General features: G+C 67.0%; 18 protein-coding genes. 11 read left to right on the top strand and 7 right to left on the bottom strand.

All coding sequences use genetic code 11. The features are described from left to right. Nucleotides 1-39: 39 nt before the first annotated feature. Both QUE68_RS17735 and QUE68_RS17730 read left to right on the top strand, forming a co-directional pair. Nucleotides 40-654 carry a hypothetical protein gene (locus QUE68_RS17735; RefSeq protein WP_284227427.1) on the top strand — a complete coding sequence of 205 codons (615 nt, stop codon included), beginning with the start codon at nucleotides 40-42 and terminating at the stop codon, nucleotides 652-654. Nucleotides 655-830: 176 nt separating this feature from the next. Then, nucleotides 831-1,295: a hypothetical protein gene (locus QUE68_RS17730; protein ID WP_284227426.1), complete on the top strand. Its 465-nt coding sequence runs from the start codon at nucleotides 831-833 to the stop codon at nucleotides 1,293-1,295. Here QUE68_RS17730 and QUE68_RS17725 read toward each other — a convergent pair. Further along, nucleotides 1,289-2,218 carry an HpcH/HpaI aldolase/citrate lyase family protein gene (locus QUE68_RS17725; RefSeq protein ID WP_454786272.1) on the bottom strand — a complete coding sequence of 310 codons (930 nt, stop codon included), beginning with the start codon at nucleotides 2,216-2,218 and terminating at the stop codon, nucleotides 1,289-1,291. The two genes, QUE68_RS17730 and QUE68_RS17725, sit on opposite strands and share 7 nt — an antisense overlap. 52 nt (nucleotides 2,219-2,270) lie before the next feature. Beyond that, nucleotides 2,271-3,011 carry a dienelactone hydrolase family protein gene (locus QUE68_RS17720; RefSeq protein WP_284227425.1) on the bottom strand — a complete coding sequence of 247 codons (741 nt, stop codon included), beginning with the start codon at nucleotides 3,009-3,011 and terminating at the stop codon, nucleotides 2,271-2,273. 128 nt (nucleotides 3,012-3,139) lie between these two features. On the opposite strand from QUE68_RS17720, the gene QUE68_RS17715 reads away from it, so the two are divergent. From QUE68_RS17715 to QUE68_RS17695, 5 genes are all read left to right on the top strand, one after another. Then, nucleotides 3,140-3,940: a thymidylate synthase gene (locus QUE68_RS17715; protein ID WP_284227424.1), complete on the top strand. Its 801-nt coding sequence runs from the start codon at nucleotides 3,140-3,142 to the stop codon at nucleotides 3,938-3,940. After that, on the top strand, nucleotides 3,937-4,455 hold the full coding sequence (locus QUE68_RS17710; RefSeq protein ID WP_284227423.1) for a dihydrofolate reductase: 519 nt from the start codon (nucleotides 3,937-3,939) through the stop codon (nucleotides 4,453-4,455). The genes QUE68_RS17715 and QUE68_RS17710 overlap by 4 nt, the downstream gene beginning before the upstream one ends. Next, nucleotides 4,452-5,657 (top strand): winged helix-turn-helix domain-containing protein, encoded by a 1,206-nt coding sequence (locus QUE68_RS17705; RefSeq protein WP_284227422.1) that lies wholly within the window; start codon nucleotides 4,452-4,454, stop codon nucleotides 5,655-5,657. Before QUE68_RS17710 ends, QUE68_RS17705 begins: the two co-directional genes overlap by 4 nt. Nucleotides 5,658-5,761: 104 nt before the next feature. Then, nucleotides 5,762-6,322, top strand: a complete 561-nt coding sequence (locus QUE68_RS17700) for a peroxiredoxin-like family protein (protein ID WP_284227421.1) — start codon at nucleotides 5,762-5,764, stop codon at nucleotides 6,320-6,322. 96 nt (nucleotides 6,323-6,418) lie between these two features. After that, nucleotides 6,419-7,330: a haloalkane dehalogenase gene (locus QUE68_RS17695; RefSeq protein ID WP_284227420.1), complete on the top strand. Its 912-nt coding sequence runs from the start codon at nucleotides 6,419-6,421 to the stop codon at nucleotides 7,328-7,330. Nucleotides 7,331-7,355: 25 nt separating this feature from the next. Here the strand turns inward: QUE68_RS17695 and QUE68_RS17690 are convergent, their stop codons facing one another. Both QUE68_RS17690 and QUE68_RS17685 read right to left on the bottom strand, forming a co-directional pair. Then, nucleotides 7,356-8,750, bottom strand: coding sequence for an APC family permease (locus QUE68_RS17690; protein ID WP_284235691.1), 1,395 nt, complete (start codon nucleotides 8,748-8,750; stop codon nucleotides 7,356-7,358). Between the two features lie 10 nt (nucleotides 8,751-8,760). Next, on the bottom strand, nucleotides 8,761-9,672 hold the full coding sequence (locus tag QUE68_RS17685) for a proline iminopeptidase-family hydrolase (RefSeq protein ID WP_284235692.1): 912 nt from the start codon (nucleotides 9,670-9,672) through the stop codon (nucleotides 8,761-8,763). A gap of 89 nt (nucleotides 9,673-9,761) precedes the next feature. Here QUE68_RS17685 and QUE68_RS17680 point away from each other — a divergent pair, with 89 nt between their 5' ends. The 3 genes from QUE68_RS17680 to QUE68_RS17670 all read left to right on the top strand — a co-directional run bounded on the left by QUE68_RS17680 (nucleotide 9,762) and on the right by QUE68_RS17670 (nucleotide 13,172). Then, the gene (locus QUE68_RS17680; RefSeq protein ID WP_284227417.1) at nucleotides 9,762-10,550 is read left to right on the top strand and encodes a FadR/GntR family transcriptional regulator; all 789 of its coding nucleotides are present in this window, start codon (nucleotides 9,762-9,764) and stop codon (nucleotides 10,548-10,550) included. 100 nt (nucleotides 10,551-10,650) lie between these two features. Then, nucleotides 10,651-11,499 (top strand): 4-hydroxy-tetrahydrodipicolinate synthase, encoded by an 849-nt coding sequence (dapA, locus tag QUE68_RS17675; RefSeq protein WP_284231028.1) that lies wholly within the window; start codon nucleotides 10,651-10,653, stop codon nucleotides 11,497-11,499. Continuing rightward, entirely contained in the window at nucleotides 11,496-13,172 is a 1,677-nt protein-coding gene (locus QUE68_RS17670; protein WP_284227416.1) for a ribonuclease J, read from the top strand. The genes dapA and QUE68_RS17670 overlap by 4 nt, the downstream gene beginning before the upstream one ends. A 35-nt stretch (nucleotides 13,173-13,207) precedes the next feature. Here the strand turns inward: QUE68_RS17670 and QUE68_RS17665 are convergent, their stop codons facing one another. From QUE68_RS17665 to QUE68_RS17655, 3 genes are all read right to left on the bottom strand, one after another. Further along, nucleotides 13,208-14,038 carry a mycofactocin-coupled SDR family oxidoreductase gene (locus QUE68_RS17665; RefSeq protein WP_284227415.1) on the bottom strand — a complete coding sequence of 277 codons (831 nt, stop codon included), beginning with the start codon at nucleotides 14,036-14,038 and terminating at the stop codon, nucleotides 13,208-13,210. A 1-nt stretch (nucleotide 14,039) separates the two neighbouring features. Next, on the bottom strand, nucleotides 14,040-14,354 hold the full coding sequence (locus QUE68_RS17660; RefSeq protein ID WP_286274205.1) for a putative quinol monooxygenase: 315 nt from the start codon (nucleotides 14,352-14,354) through the stop codon (nucleotides 14,040-14,042). Between the two features lie 61 nt (nucleotides 14,355-14,415). Beyond that, entirely contained in the window at nucleotides 14,416-14,538 is a 123-nt protein-coding gene (locus QUE68_RS17655) for a hypothetical protein (protein WP_286274204.1), read from the bottom strand. Nucleotides 14,539-14,625: 87 nt separating this feature from the next. Here QUE68_RS17655 and QUE68_RS17650 point away from each other — a divergent pair, with 87 nt between their 5' ends. Further along, a complete protein-coding gene (locus QUE68_RS17650; protein ID WP_286274203.1) occupies nucleotides 14,626-17,142 on the top strand; it encodes an FtsK/SpoIIIE family DNA translocase in 2,517 nt (838 codons plus the stop codon). Nucleotides 17,143-17,155: the final 13 nt, after the last annotated feature.

Genomic DNA, 17,155 nt, shown 5'->3' with positions numbered 1-17,155 from the left:
AATGTCCACACGACCTGCATCATCGGAGGATGTCCGCGAGTGAACGGCGATTACGTCGTCGACGCCGTGCACGTCATGTATCGGGGAAACCAAGAGGAATTCGACTTCAAGTGCATCAATGGTCAGACTGCCAGGTGGGGCGTCCAAACCACTGACGCGTTCACGATCGGTGTCCAGGGCTGCCGCAAGAAGGACCTCGAGGGCGACTGGTGCGGCGGGTGGGCGGACTACAACTTCAAGCCCGCTGTGGCACCCGCAGCGCCTGCGGCACCCGCAGCACCCGCGGCACCTGCGGCCCCACAAACCAAACAGTGCCCGGAGGGCGGCCCCGTCGTCCCCGTCGCCCAAGCCTGCCCGGTGAAGAAGGTGGCGCCGACGAACGCCGTGACGATGAAGGTCAACAGGGCGGGTCTGCAGGTCAACGTCACGGTAGCGAACACCTCGGAGTTGGCCGCTCAATGCACCTACGACGCGACCGAAAACAATGGTCTAGGCATAGCGGTTCACCGCGACTTCGATCTTGCCGCCAGGGGGAGTACCACGCTGAACTTCCCCGCACCGCTTCTCGGGCAGTCGTATTCGCTGGTCGCGGCCTGTACTGCGGACTTCGAGGGTCAGAGCGTCCAGATCGGCCGCGCCACCGGGAATGCGTAACGGGCACCCAACCGACACCGTCTGCCACGACCCGGCGTGGGCTCGACGCCAGCGAAGTCTTCATCCGGTAACGAAGCGGAGGCCTTGCCGGCCGACGTCATGACCACGTTGGGCGAAATGGCCGGTCGGCTCCGATACGGTCGAGTACCTCGGGTGGACTGACGAAGGAGTAATCGATGGCCGGTATCGCCGACATTGCCCTGGCGGGTGCGCCCATCGCGGGCGGCGCGCTGCTCGGCGTGGTCGCGGGCAACCTGCGGGCCCCCGACGTCCGCGCCGTCATCAAGCAGGACATGGAACTCTTGAAGCTTCTTCCGGCCGAGCAGGTCGAGCGCCGCGCCGAGCTGCAACGGGTGATCGACATCAGGATCGACGACATGATCGCCGCGGTCGACAAGCAGCGGTCGATGCTCGAGATCGCCGCGTCGTACCGGGGCAACTGGCGCGACGTCGTCGTGTTCGTCTGCGCAATCCTGTTCACGATCATCTGGTGGTACACCGACCACACCCGCAACAATTACTGGGTGATGTTCGTCGTGATGATCGCGGTGTCGATCGCGGCGGGCATCTACGCCGGTCGGGGCGTACTGCGCGCCATCCGCACCTACGCGCGTGGGCTGAGGTCAGAACGCGGTCAGTAGTGGTAGGTGTCCGACGGTGCGGGCACGTGGTCCGGGTCGTCACCGAACTCCGACGAATGGATCCCGTACGCCTTGGCCAGGTCGAGGATCTTGGTCGCCCGGGCGATGCGCGGCAGATCCGATCCGTTGCGGATCTCACCGCCGTCCCGCTGAAATTCGGTGAAGAACTCCTTGGCCCAACTGATTTCGTCTTGCGAGGGCGAGAGGCCCTCGTTCACCGACGGGCACTGATCGGGCGTCAGGCAGATCTTGCCGGTCATCCCGAACTCGACGGACACGGCACTGGCCTCGATGAGTTTCAGTGCGCTGGAGCCGATCGTCGGGCCGTCGATCGCACTTGGCAGATGGGCCGCCTTCGCCGCGATCGTGAAACGTGAGCGGGCATAGGCCAGGGTGGCGGGGTTGTCGCCGAAGCCGGTGTCCCGGCGAAAGTCGCCGATGCCGAAAGCCAACCGGAACGTGCCCTTGGTGGCGGCGATATCGGTGATGCGCTCCAGGCCGCGGGCGGTCTCCACTAAGGCGACGATCGGCACGTCCGGCAGCCGCTTCGCGGTCTCGATGACGTGGTCGACGGATTCGACCATCGCCAGCATGATGCCGCCGACCGACGTGGTCGCCAACATGTCCAGGTCGTCGGCCCACCAGCGGGTGCCGAACCCGTTGACGCGCACCCAGTCGTCGTTGCCAGCGGTCAGCCAGTCGTGCACGTTGTCGCGTGCGGCGGCCTTGTCCTTCGGTGCGACGGCGTCCTCGATGTCGAGCACGACGATGTCGGCGCGCGAGTGCGCGGCGGGTGCGAAGCGGTCCGGCTGAGCGCCGTTGACCAGGAGCCAACTCCTGGCGAGGACGGGGTCTATCCGGAATCCTGGGTCCGAGGGATCCTGATGGGAAGCCGGGTCGCTGCCGGTCACCTGGTCATACACGCGTCAATGGTGGCCTACCGCAGCAGCGGGAGGCAAACGGGTCGCGGCCGGATCAGGTCAGCTTCGCGCCGAAGAAGACCTGCATCGCCTTCCAGTGCCGCTCGGCGGCGTCCTGGTCGTAGATCCCGGTGTGGTCGGACACCGCGAAGCCGTGCGCCGCGGGATAGAACTCGATGGCGTGTTCGACCCCGGCGGCGGTCAGCGCGTCGTCCAACGTCACGGCCTGCTCGGAGGTGAACGACGCGTCATTCTCGGCGGCGGCGACGTAGACGCCGGCGCGGATCTGGTCGGCAAGTAGATGCGGGCTGCTCGCGTCGTCCGAGACGAGGCCGCCACCGTGGATCGAGATCGCCGCAGCCACACGTTCTGGCACGCGGCCGGCCACCATCAGCGAGGTCCGTCCGCCCATGCAGTACCCGGTGGTGCCGAATGCGGTACCGCTCACCTCGGGTCGCGACTCGAGGTAGTCGAAGAATGCCGTGGCGTCGCTGGCCATCTTGTCGGGGGTGATGCTGGCCATCATCGTCATCACACGCTTGCGTTCGTCGGGGTCGCTGAAGGCGGTGTTCAGGTCGAAGGGCGCCCAGTCTCCATGGCGGTAGTAGACGTCGGGCAGCAGGACCGCGAATCCGAACCCAGCCAGCTTCTCGGCCATTTCCTCGAACACCGGGCGGCGCCCCCCTGCGTCGGGGTACATCACGACGCCCGGCCATGGGCCGCTTCCGTTGGGGGTGGCGAACGTGACGGGACATGATCCGTCGGGCGTGGTGATGGTGTCGGCGATGGTCGGCATGGCTTCTGTTCTACTCCTGCGCTCCGGACGGGCCGCGTTCGAGACTGCACTGAGGGCGGGCAAGCGTCAGTGGCGCTCGCCCGGAGCGCCGTCTCAACGAGTGGCAGCCAGCGTCGTAAACTGACCGCGTGCCAATCGCCACGCCATACGAGGACCTGCTGCGCCTGGTGCTCGAGACGGGTACGCCGAAATCCGATCGCACCGGTACCGGCACGCGCAGCCTGTTCGGCCATCAGCTGCGGTACGACCTCAGCGCCGGGTTTCCGCTGGTCACCACCAAGCGGGTGCACCTGAAGTCGGTGGTCTACGAGCTGCTGTGGTTCCTGCGCGGTGACTCCAACGTGCGCTGGCTGCAGGAGCACGGCGTGACAATCTGGAATGAATGGGCAAGCGACACAGGCGATCTCGGACCCGTCTATGGCGTGCAATGGCGGTCCTGGCCCACGCCGTCGGGTGAGCACGTCGACCAGATCACCGCATCCCTCGAGATGCTCAAGCGCGATCCCGACTCCCGGCGAAACATCGTGTCGGCTTGGAACGTCGGCGAAATTCCGCAGATGGCGCTGCCGCCGTGCCACGCGTTCTTCCAGTTCTACGTCGCAGACGGCAAGCTGTCGTGCCAGCTGTACCAGCGCAGTGCGGACCTGTTCCTCGGCGTCCCGTTCAACATCGCCAGCTATGCGTTGCTGACCCACATGATGGCCGCGCAGGCAGGGTTGGGCGTCGGGGAGTTCGTTTGGACCGGCGGTGACTGCCACATCTACGACAACCACGTCGAGCAGGTGACGTTACAGCTCAGTCGCGACCCGCGCCCATACCCGGAACTCGTTCTCGCGCCACGTGATTCGATCTTCGACTACACCTACGACGACGTCGCGATCGTCAATTACGATCCGCATCCAGGGATCAAGGCCCCCGTGGCGGTATGAGCATCGGGCTGATCTGGGCCCAGTCCACGTCGGGGGTCATCGGGCGCGACGACGCAATTCCGTGGCGACTGCCCGAGGACCAGGCGCGGTTCAAGGAACTGACGCTGGGTCATGCGGTGGTCATGGGCCGGCTCACGTGGGAATCGCTGCCCGCCAAGGTGCGGCCGCTGCCGGGACGCCGGAACGTCGTCATCACCAGACAGGTGGACTACGTGGCCGAGGGCGCGACGGTGGTGGGCAGTCTCGACGAGGCGCTGGCCACCCTGGGGCCGGAGCGGAGCGACGCGGGGGATGTCGATGAGGACGCGTGGGTGATCGGCGGCGCGCAGATCTATGCTCTGGCCCTGCCGCATGCCACCCGCTGCGAGGTCACCGAGGTCGAGGTGCCGCTGCGCCGGGAGGACGACGACGCGCTCGCCCCCGGGCTCGACGATTCCTGGGCCGCCGCCGAGGGCGACTGGCTGACCAGCGCCGCCGGTATCCGCTACCGATTCAACAGTTATCGGCGCTCGTGATCCTCACCGCCGACCAGGCACGGCGAGTAGCCGTCGCCGCGCAGGGCTTCGCGGAGGCGAAACCGTCCGGGGTGGTGAATCGTTCGCATCTCAAACGGCTGATCTCCCGCATCCAGGTCTTGCAACTCGACTCGGTGTCGGTCGCGGTGCGCGCGCACTACGCCCCGGTGTTCAGCCGGCTGGGCCCCTACGACCGCAGCGTCCTGGAGCGGGCGGCGTGGAGCCACAGCGCGCGCTCGCCGCGCCTGCTCGTGGAGTACTGGGCGCACGAGGCCGCACTGATGGCGGTCGACGACTGGCCGCTGTTGCGTTGGCGCATGCGCGAATACGCCGATGGGCGGTGGGGCAAGGAGATCGTGCGCAAGAACAGGCAACTGGCCGAGGACGTCGTGGCCGCCGTCGCCGAGCTGGGTCCGTCGACGGCCGGTCGGATCGAAGCGCACCTCGAGTCGGAGCCGCGGGGCCGCAAGGGGCCCTGGTGGGACCGCAGCGACACCAAGTGGGTGGCCGAGGCGCTCTTCGCGTCCGGCGCGCTCACGACGGCGACCCGCGTGGGTTTCGCCAGGCACTACGACCTGACGGAGCGGGTCCTGCCACCGGAGGTGTACTCCCGCGAGGTCGACGACGACGTCGCGGTCCGCGAGCTGGTGTTGCGGGCGGCGACCGCGCTTGGCGTGGCCACCGAGACCGACATCCGCGATTACTTCCGGCTGGGTGCCAAACAGGCCAAACCGGTGCTCGCCGAGCTGGTGGCAGACGGTGAGCTCGAACCCGTCGAGGTCCAGGGGTGGAGTGCCCCGGCGTATCTCAGGGCGGGGGGCGGCATGCCGCGCGTCGATCGGGGCACCGCGCTGCTGTGTCCCTTCGATCCGCTGATCTTCTTCCGGCCCCGCGTCGAGCGATTGTTCGGCGTTCACTATCGGATCGAGATCTACGTTCCGGAGCCCAAGCGCCAATTCGGTTACTACGTATGGCCTTTCCTACTCGATGGCCGCCTCGTCGGGCGCGTCGACCTGAAGGCCGAGCGCAGCCGCGGGGCGCTGCACGTGGTGGGGGCGTTCACCGAGCCGGGCCAGGACCGCCGTCGGGTGGCCGAGGCGATGGCGGTGGAGTTGCAGTCGATGGCGTCGTGGCTCGAGCTGGGTGACGTCATCGTGGGGGAGCGCGGCGACCTAGTTGGAGACCTGACGCGCGCGCTCTGATCTCTTGAGCGGCGACCGAACTGTACTTGACAGTACAGTATGGCCGCGTGATGCTTGAGCAACGGCGCACCGCCAGGGCGCGCCACCGACGGCACGGAGCGAGTATGCAGGTCAAGCCCGGAGACGTCGTCGAGCCTGACGAGCTGCACACGGTCAAGGGTGTAGCGGTACCGATGCCCGACCAGAAACAATTGCTGCACCTGCAGTTTCGGCGATTCGCGGGATGTCCCATCTGCAACGTGCACCTGCAGTCGGTGATCAAGCGCCACGGCGAGATCACCGCGGCCGGAGTTCGCGAGGTGGTGATCTTTCACTCCACCCCCGAGGAACTCACCGCCTACACCGACGACATGCCGTTCGATCTCGTCGCGGATCCGACCCGAACGCTGTACCGGCGATTCGGGGTTCAGACCGCCGTGCGGTCGGTGGCGGATCCGCGTGCGATGGCACCGGTCCTCAAGGGGATGCTCAACCGTGAGGTAGCCGGGAGGCTTCGGCTCTCCGCCGGGATGCATCGTGCCAACGGTGGGCATCTCGGTCTTCCCGCAGACATTCTGCTCGACTCGGACGCCACGGTGATCGATGCCAAGTACGGTAGGCACGCAGCGGACCAATGGTCGGTGGACGAGTTGCTCCAGCGCGCCGGGGTGCGGCACCGACGGTGACCGTCCTCAAGCCGCAGCCGGCCCGACCACGTCCGGTTATGCTCGGCCGTGCCGCCGACAGTGATCTTCCCACTCGCTAGTGCAAAGGGGCACCAGATGGACGTATTGCGAACTCCCGACGAACGATTCGCCGACCTTCCCGATTTTCCCTTCGCCCCGCACTACGTCGAGGTGGACTCCGGCGACGGTGCGGCGCTGCGCATGCACTATCTCGACGAAGGTCCCGCCGACGGTGAGGTGGTGCTGCTGCTGCACGGCGAGCCGTCGTGGAGTTATCTGTACCGACGGATGATTCCGGTGCTGGTCGACGCCGGGCTGCGCGCGGTGGCCATCGACCTGGTGGGGTTCGGTCGCAGCGACAAACCCGTCGACCGTGACGACTACTCGTATCAGGCTCACGTCGCCTGGACGCGATCGGCGATCGAGGCCATCGGGCTGTCTGACATCACGCTGGTGTGCCAGGACTGGGGCGGGCTGATCGGCCTCCGCCTCGTCGGTGAGAACCCGGAGTGGTTCGCCCGCGTGGTTGCTGCCAACACCATGCTGCCGACCGGGGACCATCACCCCGGTGACGCGTTCCTGGCGTGGCAGAAGTTCAGCCAGGAAGTGCCGGTGTTCCCCGCTGGGCAGATCGTCAACGGTGCCACGGTGTCCACACTGTCGCCGGAGGTCATCGCCGCCTACGATGCGCCCTTCCCCGACGCGAGTTACCAAGCCGGTGCGCGGCAGTTTCCGATGCTCGTCCCGATCAGCCCGGACGACCCTGCGGCGCCGGCGAATCGGGCAGCGTGGGCAGCACTGGGGTGCTTCGAGAAGCCGTTCCTGTCCGCGTTCTCGGACTCCGACCCGATCACCGGGGCGGCAGAGCCGGTACTGCGCGGGCACGTCCCTGGCGCGCGTGGCCAGTCACACGTGACGATCGCCGATGGCGGCCACTTCCTGCAGGAGGACAAGGGACCCGAACTGGCGAGCGCGGTCGTGACGTTCATCGCCGCCACGCCACGGTAGGGGCGGCGTCAGCTCGGTGACGATCTCAGTCGTCCGACTCCTCTGCCAGCTCCGGCACACCCCTGCCGCGAATCACGTTGATGCCGAAGACCACCGCACCGACGACCAGCCATACCAGGCCGCCGACCTTGGCCAGCACGTCGGCGTTGAACAACACGTAACCGATGATCAGGAAGCCGAGTGTCGGCACCACCAGGTGCAGGAGGTAGTTCTTCGACTTCTGACGCACCAGGTAGTACCAGACCACCGAGACGTGCAGCAGGCAGAAGCCGAACAGCGCGCCGAAGTTGACCAGTGACGAGATCAGCCCGATCTGGCCGACGAAGAAGAGCACCAGCACGACGCTGAGCGCGCTCACCGTCAGGATGGCCGCGACCGGCACCTTGCGACTGCTGATCTTGGACAAGAACTTCGGCAGCTGTCCGTCGCGGCTCATCGAGTAGAGCAATCGACTGGTGGCGGCTTGGGCGGCCATCGCGTTGGCGAAGCCGACCGCCATGACGTTGACCGCGAAGAAGGCGTTCATCCACCCCGTGTTGGAGGCGGCCTGGACGAGGGTGAAGAACGCGTTGCCGACCTCGTCGTCGCTGAACGACTCTCGGCCGCCGGCCAGCAGACTGGCCAACCACGTCTGCGTGACGAAGAGGAACGCCACCACGAACAGGGCGATGATCATCGCGCGGCCGGCCGGGTTCTTGCGACCGGTGGACTCCTCGGCGAGAGTCGAGATGCCGTCGAAGCCAAGGAAACTCAGCACCGCGATCGACAACGCGCTGGCGATCAGGGGCGCGGTCACGGTGCTCGAATCCCACAGTGGCAGGGTGCTCCAGCCGACGTCGGGCAGGCTTTGCCCGTTGATCGCGCGGACGGCGATGACGACGAAGATCACCACGAAGACCAGTTCGATGGCGAGGAACACCCGGTTGGCCACCTTCAGGAAGCTGATTCCGGCCACGTTGATGATGGTGTTGACCACGACGAACACGAGGGCCCACAGCCACCGCGGAGTGCCGGGGAACAGCCCGACCATCGACTCCGCGGCGAAGACGTACAGCAGCGTCGGCACCAGCAGGTAGTCCAGGAGGATCGCCCAACCCGCGAAGAATCCGACGCCCGGATGGATGCCGCGGCCCACGTAGGAGAAGACGGACCCGGCGAGCGGAAACGACTTGGCCATCTGCGAATATGCCAGCGCGGTGAAGATCATGGCGATCAGGCCGATGACGTAGACCAGCGGCACCATGCCCGACGCGCTGTTGTAGACGGTGCCGAAGATGGCCCACGGTGCGATCGGCACCATGAAGACCAGGCCGTACACCAGCAGGTCGACGGTGGACAGCGAACGGTTGAGTTCCTGTGTGTAGCCGAATGATTCGAGGCTGCGCTGGCCGCCGGCGGGGTGGGGGTCGGTGTTGACCATGCAAGTGTTCCTATCGATCGTGGTCGGCGAGGAATGAGGCGATGACGGCCCGAAACTCCGCGGGCTGTTCCAGATGCGTGCAGTGACTGGTACCGCCGAAGACGTGGCTGCGGACGTCGGGGATGCGGTCGACGTAGGGACGCCAGGTGGCGGCGGTGGCCTCGTCGAACTCGCCGGCCACGACCAACGTCGGCGCGACGATGTCAGGCAGGCGGTCGACGATGCTCCAGTCGCCCAGCGTGCCGACGACGTGAAACTCGTTGGGGCCGTTCATCGTGTGGTAGACCGTCGGCTCGGCCTCCATCTGCTTCTCGCTGTCGACGAAGTCCGCGGGCATCGGCTCGACCCGGCAGACGTGACGTCGGTAGAACTCCAGCGTCGCGGCGATGTACTCCGGATCGGACACGGTTCCTGCGGCCTCGTGCCGATCCAGCGCGTCCTGGGTCTCGCGGGGTAACAGAGCGCGCAACTCATTGGCGGCCTCGACCCACAGCGTCATCGATGCGGGGGAGTTGCAGATCGACAGCGAGACCAGGCCCTCGGGTCGACGAACGGCGATCTCGGCGCCAAGCATGCCGCCCCACGACTGACCCAGCACGTGGTATCGATCGGTGCCCAACTCGGGCGCCAACGCGCTTCTCACGGCGTGGAACTCGTCGACAAACAGGGCAGGCGTCCAGAAACCCCGTGGTGCGTCGGGAAAATGAGTGCTGCGGCCACAGCCGATCTGGTCGTAGTGAACGACCACCCGGCCGGTCTCGTCGGCGAGCTCGGCGATGTTGCGCACGTAGTCGTGTGCCATTCCGGGACCGCCGTGCAGGACGAACAACGGGTGCGCGCCCGGCTGTGGAGAAGCGGGGCTGGTGATCTGCACCCAGGTCTGGCCGTCGAGGAACGGCACGGTACGGGTCTGAACGGGCATGCCGCTCAGCATGAACCTTCAATGGTCTTGCTGCAAGACCAATGGGATCGAATTAGCATTCGGCTATCGCCGACGAGGGGAGTGCACCGATGCCCGACCGTCCCCCGTCGACGATCCCCACGCCGCCGTCGGGCCTACTCGCCCAGCAACTGGCCATGCCCCTCGTGCCGTCTCGGATCGACGAGATCACCGACCGGTTGGTGACGGCCATCGCGATCGGCGAGTACCTCCCCGGAGCCCGACTGCCGGTGGAACGCGACCTCGCCTCCGCGCTGGGCGTGGGACGAATGACTGTTCGCGCCGCGCTGGCCAGGTTGGTCGAGCGGGGGTTGCTCGAGACCCGCCGAGGCCGCGGCGGCGGGTCCTATGTCGTCGACCAGTGGCCCGATTCCTCCACCGACGCGGTTCGCCGGACCCTCTCGACGCGACTCGGCGAACTACGGGACCGTTACGACGCGATCGCGCGGCTGCACGGCGCGGTCTGCCGGGCGGCGGCGGATGCCAGGACCGCCGGCGACGTGACCGAACTGCGGGGCGCGCTGGAGGCGTACCGCACCGCCGAGACTGGCCTTGCCGCCCAGCAGGCCGACAGTCGCCTGCACTTGGCCATCATGAACACCGCCCACAACGCGGTGCTCAAACAAGTGCTCGTCGACCTGGAAGCCTCGGTCAGCATCGGTGCACCCGCCCACCTCTGGGGCGAGCCGAGCACCATGCGCGACATGGAGCTGAGATCACTGCACGAGCACGAAGAGCTGATCGACGCGATCGCCGACGGTCGCGCCGACGATGCGGATGCGATCGCCCGGGCCCACGTCGGGATCGACTTCGAGCTGATCTCCAGCGCGATGCGCCGCGCGGGCATGCTGGCCGACTGAGCCCAGTGCTCGTGGAGGCCAGGGCCCAACGGGTAATCTCAACCGCGTGAGTACCAGCGGATTCGATGTCAGCGCACGGGTGGGCACCGTGCTGACTGCCATGGTCACGCCGTTCGGCCCGGACGGTTCGTTGGATCTGGCGGCCGCCAAGAAGCTCGCCACGCACCTGATCGACGCTGGATGCGACGGGTTGGTGGTCTCCGGGACCACCGGCGAATCGCCGACCACCACCGACGACGAGAAGCTGGCTCTGCTCGGCGCCGTGCTCGAAGCCGTCGGCGACCGCGCCAGGATCATCGCCGGGGCCGGCACCTACGACACGGCGCACAGCGTGCGCCTCGCGAAGGCATGTGAGGCCGAGGGCGCTCACGGTCTCCTGGTCGTGACGCCCTACTACTCGCGCCCCCCACAGGCCGGGCTGGTCGCGCACTTCACGGCCATCGCCGACGCCACCGCGCTGCCGAACGTGCTCTACGACATCCCGCCACGCTCAGTGGTGCCCATCGAGTGGGACACCATCCGTGCCATTGCACCCCATCCGAACATCGTCGCCATCAAGGACGCCAAGAGCGATCTGCACGGTGGCGCGATGATCATGGCCGAGACCGGGTTGGCCTACTACTCGGGCGACGACGCACTGAACCTGCCGTGGCTGGCCATGGGCGCCACCGGATTCATCAGCGTGTGGGGGCACTTCGCTGCTAGCCAATTACGAGACATATTGTCCGCGTTCACCTCCGGTGACGTGGCGACGGCCCGCAAGAGTCACGTCGCCCTCGGATCGCTCAACGCCGCACAGAACCGACTGGGCGGCGTCACCATGGCCAAGACAGGACTGAAGTTGTTGGGTTTCGACACCGGTGAGCCGCGGCTTCCGCAGGTTCCCGCGACGACCGCGCAGATCGAGGCGCTCGAGGCAGACATGCGGACGGCCGGCGTGCTCCGATGACCGCCGAATTGGTGCCACCCGGTCCGCTCGCGCCCGGCGGACTCCGCGTGACCGCACTCGGCGGCATCAGCGAGATCGGTCGCAATATGACCGTTCTCGAGCACCTCGGCCGCCTGCTCGTCATCGACTGCGGGGTGTTGTTCCCCGACCACGATGAGCCGGGTGTCGACCTGATCCTGCCCGACCTGCGTCACATCGAGCACCGCCTCGACGACATCGAGGCCCTGGTGGTGACCCACGCCCACGAGGACCACATCGGCGCCATTCCGCACCTGTTGAAGCTGCGGCCAGACATCCCGGTCGTCGGCTCGAAGTTCACCCTGGCGCTGATCGCGGCCAAGTGTCGCGAGCATCGCATCAAGCCGGTCTTCATCGAGGTTGCCGAGAAGCAGAGCAGCAGGCACGGCGTCTTCGAGTGCGAATACTTCGCGGTCAACCACTCCATCCCGGATGCGCTGGCCATCGCCGTGTACACCGGCGCGGGCACGCTGCTACACACCGGTGACATCAAGCTCGACCAGCTGCCGCTCGACGGCCGCCCCACCGACCTGCCGGGCATGTCACGGCTCGGTGATGCCGGCGTCGACCTGTTCCTCTGCGATTCGACGAACGCGGAGATCCCCGGCGTCGGGCCGTCGGAGAGTGAGATCGGCCCCAACATGCACCGGCTGATCCGCGGCGCCGAGGGTCGGGTCATCGTCGCGTGCTTCGCCTCGAACGTCGCTCGCGTGCAACAGATCGTCGATGCATCGGTGGCGCTGGGCCGCAAGGTGTCGTTCGTCGGCCGGTCGATGGTGCGCAACATGGGGATCGCCAAGGACCTTGGCTTCCTCTCCGTTGCCGACGACGACGTGATCGACATCGCCGCAGCCGAGGTGCTGCCCGCCGACCGGGTCACGCTGGTCACCACCGGCACTCAGGGTGAGGCGATGGCGGCGCTATCGCGGATGTCGCGCGGCGAGCACCGCAGTATCACGCTGACCCGCGGTGATCTCATCATCATGTCCTCGTCGCAGATCCCTGGTAACGAGGAGGCGATCTTCGGCGTGCTGGACTCACTGGCCAAGATCGGGGTCCGCGTCGTCACGAATGCGCAGGCGCGCATTCACGTTTCGGGTCACGCGTACGCGGGTGAGCTGCTGTTCCTCTACAACGGCGTCCGCCCGCGCAACGTGATGCCGGTGCACGGCACCTGGCGCCACCTCCGCGCCAATGCCGCCTTGGCCGTGAAGTCGGGCGTACCCGAGGAGAACATCGTCCTCGCCGAGAACGGCGTCAGCGTCGACCTCGTCGCGGGCCGGGCGTCGATCGCCGGAGCGGTACCGGTCGGCAAGATGTTCGTCGACGGGTTGGTCACCGGCGACGTCGGCGACGCCACCTTGGGCGAACGGCTGGTGCTGTCCTCCGGCTTCATCGCGGTGACCATCGTGCTCAAACGAGGAACGGGCACGGCCGCGGCGCCCGTCCAGCTGCATTCCCGAGGCTTCTCCGAGGATCCCAAGGCGCTGGAGCCCGTCACCCGCCTCGTCGAGACCGCGATGCAGGCGCTTGCTGCGGAGAAGGTCACCGACCCGACGCGCTTCGCCCAGGCCGCCCGCCGCACCATCGGCAAGTGGGTGGCCGAGAAGTACCGGCGTCAGCCGATGATCGTGCCGACGGTCATCGAGGTCTGATCCGAGCTTCTCCGCGTAGGGTTTCGGGCCATGGCTCAGCGCCTGTTGACGTAACCGTCGTCGACCGGCAGTGCCACCCCGGTGATGTGCTTGCCGGAATCTGCCACCAACCACGCGACGGCGTCGGCGATGACCTCCGGCTCGACGGTCTCCATGTTGGCGGCGCTGGCCATGTCGAGTCCGTCCGGGTTGCCGCCCGTCATGTCGGCCAGCCACTTTCGGGTGAACTCGTTGTCGATCATCGGGGTTCGGACGCCGGCAGGGTGGACCGAGTTCACGCGAATGTTCTGCGACAGAAGCAGATTGGCATACGAACGCATCAGTCCGACCACGCCGTGCTTGGCGGCCGCATACCCGATCGAGCCGGCGAACGGCGAGCCGATACCGACCAGGCCCATCACCGAGCTGATGAGCACGATGGCGCCACCGTTGCCCGCCTTGATCATTGGCTTCATCGCGACGTCCACGGTGTGGTGCACACCTGTGAGGTTGACGTCGATCACGTCGTGCCAGGCGTTCTCGTCTGCCATCGGGGCAATGCCCGCGTTGGCGATCACGATGTCGAGGCGTCCGCCCAGTTGTTCGACGCCGGACTCCAAGGCGGTCTTCAGCGCTGCGCGATCACGAACGTCGGCTTGCAGGGCGACGATTCGGGCTCCGGTGTCCTCGACGAGCTTCACCGTGGCGGCGAGGTCATCGGGGGTGGCCATGGGGTAGGGGACCGACGCGATCTGATCGCACAGGTCGACCGCGATGACGTCGGCGCCGTCGGAGGCCAGTCGCACCGCATGCGCGCGACCCTGGCCGCGGGCCGCCCCGGTAATGAACGCGACTCGGCCCGCGAGTGGGCCATCGGGGGTTGGCATGTCAGGGCCGGAGCTGACCCTTGGCGGGATCGCCCGCCACGACCGGCTGCAGCATCTTGATGTCGGGTGCACCGTCGAGGTGCTCGCCGACGGCTCCGAAGAGCGCGGCGATCGCAGGGGCGGTGCCGTGCGTCTTGAGCGCTTCCTCGTCGGCCCACTGCTCGACGAAGACGAACGTGCCGTCGGCCTCGTGCAAGGAGTACAGCTCACACCCCGGCTCCGAGTGCACCGCCTCGATCGCCTGTGTGCAGGCGGTTCGCACGGCGTCGACGGACTCGGGCTTGGCGGTCATGGTGGCGACGACGACGATCGGCATGTGAACAAGACTCCTCGTTGAGTGGGTTCGGCCCGCTCACACTACCCAGCGTGCCTGCAGGTCAGCGGGCCACCTCCCAAGCCCGTCCAGGTACGCGACCCTGGTTGATCTTGGCGATGTCGATGGGACTGCCGAGGAACAGCCGGGCCGAGCGAAGGTCGAGGAAGAGCTCTGCGACGCTCACCGGGCGGTGCCCATCGTGGGTTTGTTAGCTATTTGTTACCTGTGTGGCTAATGGTGAATTTGGGGTTGGTGGGACTAGTCTTTCCCCATGGCTAGTAAGACCGCCGCGCGTTCGGGAGCTCGTTCGAGCAGCTCAAAGCCCCGACCGCGCTCACCGCGCCCTGCCGCTCCGCGGCGGAAGCCCGCGCCACGACGCAATCCCTCACCCGTCTCTGCCGCAGGCTCCGCGATCGGCAAGGGCGCCCGTGCCGGTTGGCTGATGGTGGCCAAGGGTGCGGGCTCCACCGCGCGATCGGTCGGTCGAGCCCGAGATCTGGAGCCGGGCCACCGGCGCGACGGCATCGCACTGGGCCTGCTCGCGATGTCGGTGGTCCTGGCCGCCAGCTCCTGGTTCGACGCGGCCCGACCCGTAGGGGGTTGGATCGACGCCGGGGTCCGCGTCGTCATCGGTTCGGCCGTCGTGCTGCTTCCCATCCTCCTGGTTGCGTTGGCCGTCCTGCTGATGCGCACCGAACCCAACCCCGAGGCCCGCCCTCGGCTCGTTCTGGGCACCGCCATGATCGCGCTGCCCGTACTGGGGCTGTGGCATCTGTGGTCGGGCGCCCCCACCGACCCGGCCGACCGGCAGAGGGTGGCGGGGTTCGTCGGCTTCGCAATCGGTGGGCCACTGTCCGACGGGCTGACGCCGTGGATCGCCACTCCGCTGTTGATCATCGGCATGTTGTTCGGTCTGCTGCTGGTGACCGGCATGACGATCCGCGAGGTCCCGTCGGCCGTGCAGTCGATGTTCATGGGCGCCTACCGAGGTGACACCTACGACGACGACTACGACGAGGACGCCGACTACGACGAGTACCCCGCCGAGCAGGCAGACGACTTCTCCGATGGTTACTACGACGATCCGGCGTCGACGCGCGGCGACGAGGCTCAGTGGCCCGGGGCGCCCTCTGGCAGGACGCCGATGGAGAACTACCCATTGGACGAACCCCTCGTCGACGAGACCCCGACCGTGCCCGAGCCCAAGGTCAGCGCCAAGCGCAAGAAGGAACCGAAACCCGCACCGAACAAGACCGACACCCTCGTGCTCGACCGGGTCGTCGAGGGTCCGTACGTCCTGCCGTCCCTGGACCTGCTGGTCGCGGGCGATCCGCCGAAGCTACGCAGTGCGGTCAACGACAAGATGGTCGAGGTCATCCAGTCGGTACTCGAACAATTCAAGGTCGACGCGAACGTCACCGGCTGCACCCGCGGCCCGACCGTGACGCGGTACGAGGTCGAACTCGGCCCCGGCGTGAAGGTCGAGAAGATCACGGCGCTGCAGAAGAACATCGCCTACGCCGTCGCCACCGAGAGCGTCCGAATGCTCTCGCCGATCCCCGGCAAGTCGGCCGTCGGCATAGAGGTTCCCAACATCGACCGCGAGATGGTGCGATTGGCGGACGTCCTCACCGACCCGTCCACCCGTCGTGATCACCACCCGCTGGTGATCGGCCTGGGGAAGGACATCGAGGGGCAGATGATCTCGGCGAACCTCGCCAAGATGCCGCACCTCCTCGTCGCGGGCTCGACCGGCTCCGGCAAGTCCAGCTTCGTCAACTCGATGCTGGTGTCGATCCTGGCGCGCGCCACCCCGGACGAGGTCAGGATGATCCTGATCGACCCGAAGATGGTCGAGCTGACGCCGTATGAGGGCATCCCGCACCTCATCACGCCCATCGTCACGCAGCCCAAGAAGGCCGCCGCCGCACTCGCCTGGCTAGTCGAGGAGATGGAGCAGCGCTACCAGGACATGCAGGCCAACCGGGTGCGCCACATCGACGTCTTCAACGAGAAGGTCCGCTCCGGCGAGATCACCGCACCGCTGGGCAGCGAGCGCGTGTACAAGCCGTATCCGTACATCCTCGCTATCGTCGACGAGCTCGCCGACCTGATGATGACCGCGCCGCGTGACGTCGAGGACGCGATCGTGCGCATCACCCAGAAGGCGCGCGCCGCCGGAATCCACCTGGTGCTGGCGACGCAGCGGCCCTCCGTGGACGTGGTCACCGGCCTGATCAAGACCAACGTGCCATCGCGGTTGTCGTTCGCGACGTCATCGCTGACCGACAGTCGGGTCATCCTCGACCAGCCGGGGGCCGAGAAGCTGATCGGCATGGGTGACGGGTTGTTCCTGCCGATGGGCGCCAACAAGCCGATCCGGCTCCAGGGCGCCTACATCTCCGACGAGGAGATCCAGGCCGTGGTCGAGGCCTCCAAGGAACAGGCCGAGCCCGAGTATTTGGAGGGCGTCACCGTCGGGAAGCCGTCCGGCGAGCGCACCGACGTCGATCCCGACATTGGCGACGACATGGACGTCTTCCTGCAGGCGGTCGAACTGGTGGTGTCCTCGCAGTTCGGGTCGACGTCGATGCTGCAGCGCAAGCTGCGGGTGGGCTTCGCGAAGGCGGGCCGGCTGATGGACCTCATGGAGACCCGCAGCATCGTCGGGCCCAGCGAGGGTTCCAAGGCCCGTGAAGTGCTGGTCAAGCCCGACGAACTCGCGGGAACCCTGATGCTGATCCGCGGCGGTGCGGATGCCAACGGAGCGGACGCCGACGACGCGTGAAGCGCCGAACGTG

Source organism: Mycolicibacterium sp. TUM20985 (assembly GCF_030295745.1).
In the GTDB taxonomy this organism is placed as follows: Bacteria; Actinomycetota; Actinomycetes; order Mycobacteriales; family Mycobacteriaceae; genus Mycobacterium.
The sequence above is the reverse complement of the archived record's forward strand: the minus strand, read 5'-3'. Positions and strand labels throughout refer to the sequence as shown.

What these genes read in the sequence shown, in the direction of transcription:
- QUE68_RS17730 (WP_284227426.1), top strand. Translation starts at nt 831, where the DNA reads ATGGCCGGTATCGCCGACATTGCCCTGGCGGGTGCGCCCATCGCGGGC.
- QUE68_RS17720 (WP_284227425.1), bottom strand. Translation starts at nt 3,011, where the DNA reads ATGCCGACCATCGCCGACACCATCACCACGCCCGACGGATCATGTCCC.
- QUE68_RS17710 (WP_284227423.1), top strand. Translation starts at nt 3,937, where the DNA reads ATGAGCATCGGGCTGATCTGGGCCCAGTCCACGTCGGGGGTCATCGGG.
- QUE68_RS17700 (WP_284227421.1), top strand. Translation starts at nt 5,762, where the DNA reads ATGCAGGTCAAGCCCGGAGACGTCGTCGAGCCTGACGAGCTGCACACG.
- QUE68_RS17695 (WP_284227420.1), top strand. Translation starts at nt 6,419, where the DNA reads ATGGACGTATTGCGAACTCCCGACGAACGATTCGCCGACCTTCCCGAT.
- QUE68_RS17690 (WP_284235691.1), bottom strand. Translation starts at nt 8,750, where the DNA reads ATGGTCAACACCGACCCCCACCCCGCCGGCGGCCAGCGCAGCCTCGAA.
- QUE68_RS17685 (WP_284235692.1), bottom strand. Translation starts at nt 9,672, where the DNA reads ATGCCCGTTCAGACCCGTACCGTGCCGTTCCTCGACGGCCAGACCTGG.
- QUE68_RS17680 (WP_284227417.1), top strand. Translation starts at nt 9,762, where the DNA reads ATGCCCGACCGTCCCCCGTCGACGATCCCCACGCCGCCGTCGGGCCTA.
- dapA (WP_284231028.1), top strand. Translation starts at nt 10,651, where the DNA reads ATGGTCACGCCGTTCGGCCCGGACGGTTCGTTGGATCTGGCGGCCGCC.
- QUE68_RS17670 (WP_284227416.1), top strand. Translation starts at nt 11,496, where the DNA reads ATGACCGCCGAATTGGTGCCACCCGGTCCGCTCGCGCCCGGCGGACTC.
- QUE68_RS17665 (WP_284227415.1), bottom strand. Translation starts at nt 14,038, where the DNA reads ATGCCAACCCCCGATGGCCCACTCGCGGGCCGAGTCGCGTTCATTACC.
- QUE68_RS17660 (WP_286274205.1), bottom strand. Translation starts at nt 14,354, where the DNA reads ATGCCGATCGTCGTCGTCGCCACCATGACCGCCAAGCCCGAGTCCGTC.
- QUE68_RS17650 (WP_286274203.1), top strand. Translation starts at nt 14,626, where the DNA reads ATGGCTAGTAAGACCGCCGCGCGTTCGGGAGCTCGTTCGAGCAGCTCA.